This is a genomic window from Nitrospirota bacterium, assembly GCA_016212215.1.
GTDB lineage: Bacteria > Nitrospirota > 9FT-COMBO-42-15 > HDB-SIOI813 > HDB-SIOI813 > JACRGV01.
Window position 1 is genome coordinate 1 of sequence record JACRGV010000032.1, and the last position, 4,891, is coordinate 4,891.

General features: G+C 44.2%; 4 protein-coding genes. 2 read left to right on the top strand and 2 right to left on the bottom strand.

What is annotated here, in order from left to right:
- Nucleotides 1-94 precede the first annotated feature (94 nt).
- Together HZA08_02985 and HZA08_02990 are read left to right on the top strand one after the other, a co-directional pair.
- The gene (locus tag HZA08_02985) at nt 95-646 is read left to right on the top strand and encodes a response regulator (protein MBI5192391.1); all 552 of its coding nucleotides are present in this window, start codon (nt 95-97) and stop codon (nt 644-646) included.
- A gap of 43 nt (nt 647-689) precedes the next feature.
- Nucleotides 690-1,097 carry a hemerythrin family protein gene (locus tag HZA08_02990; protein MBI5192392.1) on the top strand — a complete coding sequence of 136 codons (408 nt, stop codon included), beginning with the start codon at nt 690-692 and terminating at the stop codon, nt 1,095-1,097.
- Between the two features lie 94 nt (nt 1,098-1,191).
- Here the strand turns inward: HZA08_02990 and glmS are convergent, their stop codons facing one another.
- Together glmS and glmU are read right to left on the bottom strand one after the other, a co-directional pair.
- The gene (gene glmS, locus HZA08_02995) at nt 1,192-3,021 is read right to left on the bottom strand and encodes a glutamine--fructose-6-phosphate transaminase (isomerizing) (protein ID MBI5192393.1); all 1,830 of its coding nucleotides are present in this window, start codon (nt 3,019-3,021) and stop codon (nt 1,192-1,194) included.
- Nucleotides 3,022-3,201: 180 nt separating this feature from the next.
- On the bottom strand, nt 3,202-4,596 hold the full coding sequence (gene glmU, locus HZA08_03000) for a bifunctional UDP-N-acetylglucosamine diphosphorylase/glucosamine-1-phosphate N-acetyltransferase GlmU (protein MBI5192394.1): 1,395 nt from the start codon (nt 4,594-4,596) through the stop codon (nt 3,202-3,204).
- Nucleotides 4,597-4,891 lie beyond the last annotated feature (295 nt).

The following is a 4,891-nucleotide window of genomic DNA, read 5'->3' on the forward strand; positions in this document are numbered from 1 at the left end:
AGTACGCCCTGAAAATGCTTGGATTGCTTAAAAAGTGTAATTTAACGATCTAATTTGTACGATAGGTGATTTTTAAATTGCAAAATCCAATTTTGTGCCGGTTTTACCAGATGTCACGGAGACTTTTGCAAGAGCCTCAATCAATACATTAAAACATCAGCACAAAGAATTCATTCAGGTAGCCGTAGAAATGCACCATCACAGAAGATACATAGAAAGGTATCTGGAATCACATAAAGAGTTTAGTAAGTATCTTAAAGATATAAAAAAGTTGCCCGCAATTTGGGAGGAGAAGATACTTGTTGTGGATGACGATGAGATGATAGTTGACCTGCTCTCAGCCTTTTTTGAGGATGAAGGTGTTATTGACAGGGCATGTAACGGCAAAGAGGCGATGGAGAAGACAGATGAAAACTACTATGCGGCAATTGTATCTGATGTTGATATGCCGGTGATGAATGGTATAGAATTTTACAACAAGGCGTCTGAGAAGTTCCCGAATATAAAGGATCGTTTTATTTTCTTCACAGGCAATGCTGATGAAGAGAGGGTTTCTTTCTTTAAGAAAAACAAACTAAGGTACATGAAAAAACCGGTACCTATAAACGAGATAAAAAACCTGCTTATTGATATACTGAGCAAATAGGTAATACATATTTAAACAGTAGTTATTACAAGGAGATTATAATATGTCACTAATATGGACGGCCGGTATGGCCACCGGAGTTGAAGTAATTGACAATCAGCACAGAGAGTTATTCAACAGGATTAATGCCTTATATGACTCCTGCAATAACGGCAGGAGCAAAGAAGAAGGTATGAAACTATTCTCTTTTGTTGACAACTATATAGTAAACCATTTTGAAACAGAAGAATCACTTCAAAAGCAGTATAATTATCCTGAGTATCCTTCTCACCATACGGCACATCTTAAATTCAAAAATGATTTTAATGAACTCAGGCAGGCCGTTGATACTTCAGGAATAACCTTTCACTCAATCCTGCTGACAAGTGAACTGCTCTCTGACTGGTGGATACAGCATGTCACCAAGATTGATAAGGAACTTGGAAAGTTTATAAAAGAGAAGATGCGTTAGGAATCATGTGAAAATCTCCGCTTCAAATCCCCCCAGCCCCCCTTTTCTAAAGGGGGATTTTTTTATTTCCTCTTCTTGCTTCTTACCTCTTACACTACTCCACTGTCACACTCTTTGCCAGGTTCCTCGGCTGGTCAACGTCACAACCCCTGAGCACTGCTATATGGTATGCCAGTAGCTGCAATGGTATGGAAATCAGCACTGGTGTCAACAGGTGGTCAAACTCAGGGATATAGATTACATTGTCTGCCTTTCCTGCAATATCCTGGTCGCCTTCTGTTGCAACTGCTATTATCCTGCCTCCGCGTGCCTTGACTTCCATAATATTGCTCAGGACTTTGTCATAAACGCAGTTTTTAGTTATCAGGGCAACTGTGGGCATCTTATCATCAATAAGTGCTATCGGGCCGTGCTTCATCTCGCCGGCAGGATAACCTTCTGCATGTATATAGGATATTTCTTTTAGTTTTAGAGCACCTTCAAGTGCAATAGGGTAATTCGGGCCTCTTCCTAAAAATAAGAAGTCCCTGTACTGAAAATATACCCTTGCCATCTCTTCTATCTTGTCCCCATGTTCCAGAACCTTTTCTACTATATGCGGCAGGAGTGATAACGTCTCAATATACTCTTTACACTTTTCCTGTGAAAGTACACCCCGAACCCTTCCAAGATGTAATGCAAGAAGATAGAGTGCACCCAATTGTGCAGTAAATGTCTTTGTAGCAGCAACACCTATCTCCGGACCTGCATGGGTGTATATGATTCCATCGGAATCTCTTGAGGCAGTGCTCCCTACGACATTGCATATTACGAGGGCCTTGCCTTTCTTACTCTTTGCCTCTCTCATAGCCGCAAGTGTATCTGCTGTCTCACCGGATTGTGTGATTGCAACAAGCAGGCTGTTTTCATTAATCAGCGGGTCACGGTATCTGAATTCAGAGGCAACGTCCACTTCAACCGGAAGTCTTGCTATCTCCTCTATCATAAACTTGCCGACCAGTGCAGCGTGCCATGATGTGCCGCATGCAACAATATACATGTTCTTCAGGTTCTTAATATCCTCATCTGATAAGCCTATCTCATCAAGATAAATGTTTCCGGTATCATGGGAGAGCCGCCCCCTGATGGTATCCATTATAGCCCTCGGCTGTTCATATATCTCTTTCAGCATAAAATGCCTGTAGCCGCCCTTTTCCGCCATAACAGGATTCCAGATCACTTTAGAGGATTCTTTTTCAATGGGATTACCTTCAATATCCATTATCTGTATCCCCTCAGGAGATAGAATTATAATCTCTTCATCATCCAGAAATACCACATCCCTTGTATAACCAAGTATTGCCGGTATATCAGAGGCAAGGAAGGAACCTCCCTGTGCAAGACCTGCAACCAGCGGACATCCGTTTCTTGCACCGACAATTTGATCAGGTTCTTCCTGTCTTATTGCAGCAATAGCATACGCACCTTTTACCTCTTTCAATGCCTCCTGCACTGCCTGAACTAACGTAAGCCCTTTCTTGACATGCCGGTCAATCAGGTGGGCAATGACCTCGGTATCTGTTTCTGAGGCAAAATGGCGGCCTTCTGCCATCAACTCTTTTTTAAGCTGTGTATAATTCTCTATAATCCCGTTATGGACAACCACAATATTGTCAACCCTGTGCGGATGGGCATTCTCTTCTGAAGGGCGGCCATGCGTAGCCCATCTGGTGTGTCCGATACCTATTCTGCTGACAGGGTTTTCCCCTGACAATACAAGCTCAAGGTTCTTCAATTTCCCTACACTGCGTTTGACAACTATCTTTTCATTCTGGACAAAAGCAACACCCGCAGAGTCATACCCCCTGTACTCAAGCCTCTTCAGGCCATCTATTAAAATAGGTACTGCGTTCTGATCCCCCACATAGCCGATTATCCCGCACATAAGCTATCCTCCATGTTTAACATTGCTCACCCTCCCCCTACCCCCCTCCCGTCAAGGGAGGGGGAAACATAGAACCCTCCCCTTGAAGGGGAGGGAATAATCTTAGCACCCTCTCCCTCAGGGAGAGGGTCCGGGTGAGGGTGGGGTTCTCACTTCTTACTTCTAACCTCTTACCTCTGCTCATTGCTTACTCCCCTTCACCTTCCGCCTCTTCTCCACATACCCTTCCCTGTTCTCCTGCTCAACACGGCTTATGGCAAGGGCGCCAGGTGGGACGTCCTTTGTAACTGTTGAACCTGCTGCGATTAATGCATTATCTCCGATACTTACCGGCGCTATAAACTGTACATCACTGCCCACAAAAACGCCGTTGCCTATAGTAGTCTTATATTTTTTATAACCATCGTAGTTACAGGTGATTGTACCGGCCCCTATATTTACACCGCTTCCTATCTCGGTATCACCAAGATAAGTAAGGTGATTGGCCTTTGAACCTTCCCCAACATAAGCCTTTTTGAGTTCTACATAATTGCCTATATGTACATTTTTATCAAGCACTGTGCCTGGCCTGAGATGTGCAAACGGGCCGATCTGTGCATTATCACCTACCCTGCTCTCCTCTATCACACTGGAATCTTTAATGGTCACACCACATCCAATCACGCTGTCCACAATCCTATTATTCGGATAAATGACACTTCCTTCGCCTATAACAGTATTGCCCTGAATAAAAGTACCGGGATATATGGTCACATCACGGGCAATAATAACTGACTCATCTATGTATACAGTATCAGGATTAACCATAATCACCCCGTTAATCAGATGCCTGTTATTTATACGACTCCTCATAATACCTTCTGCTGAGGCAAGTTCAGCCTTCGTATTAATCCCCATTACCTCTTCGTGCTGTAAAGTCTTATGTGCCAGAACTTTTAATCCCTTACTGATGCCGAGTTCGATACTGTCTGTCAGATAAAACTCCTTCTGTACATTCTCTGACCTTATCTCACCGATTACCTCTGATAGGAAAGTGCTGTTAAACACATATATGCCCGTGTTAATCTCTCTGATACGCTTTATTCTCTCATCTGCATCCTTATCTTCCACAATCCGCAAAATAGATCCGCCGGGTCCACGAAAAATCCTGCCATAACCTGAAGGGTCGTCCACCTCTGTGGTAAGAACCGTAAGAGATGCCCCGGTATTTTTATGAGTCAGTAAAAGTTCTCCGACAATTTCTGATGTAATCAAAGGGACATCGCCGCACAGAACAACAACCATGCCTTTGAAATTACGCATTGAATCAACTGCAAGCCTGACTGCATCGGCTGTACCTTTCTGTTCTGCCTGAAAAACTATCTCCACATTTTTATCAGACAGTATATACTTAACACGGTCTGCCTGATGGCCTGCCACTACAATCGTTTTTGCAGAAGATATTTCCCCTGCTGCCTTAACCGGATAAAGTATCATCGGCACACCTGCAACAGGATGCAGAACCTTTGCAAGCCCTGACTTCATCCGCTTACCAAGCCCTGCCGCAAGAATAATTGTTATGATATCTTCATTCATCCGAAAATCTCCATAGCTCACCCTCCCCCTAACCCCCTCCCGTCAAGGGAGGGGGAATCTTCGGCAATCTTTCATATCTCCCCTCCCCTTGCGGGAGGGGACTAAGGGGAGGGGGCCTCATTTTCATCAACCTTTGTGAGCCGAAGGCTCATGTAAGTTCATCCGAAAATAACCCCCCCATGCCCCCCCTTGAACAAAGGGGGGGATTGCCGTTGGCCATTGAGCACCAAAGGAACTTTCCCCCCCTTAACAAGGGGGGGCTTGGGGGGGTGGTTTTCATCCTCCTTTGTGAAAC

Coding starts and splice junctions, on each gene's coding strand:
- glmS (MBI5192393.1), bottom strand. CDS start 3,021: ATGTGCGGGATAATCGGCTATGTGGGGGATCAGAACGCAGTACCTATT.
- glmU (MBI5192394.1), bottom strand. CDS start 4,596: ATGAATGAAGATATCATAACAATTATTCTTGCGGCAGGGCTTGGTAAG.
- HZA08_02990 (MBI5192392.1), top strand. CDS start 690: ATGTCACTAATATGGACGGCCGGTATGGCCACCGGAGTTGAAGTAATT.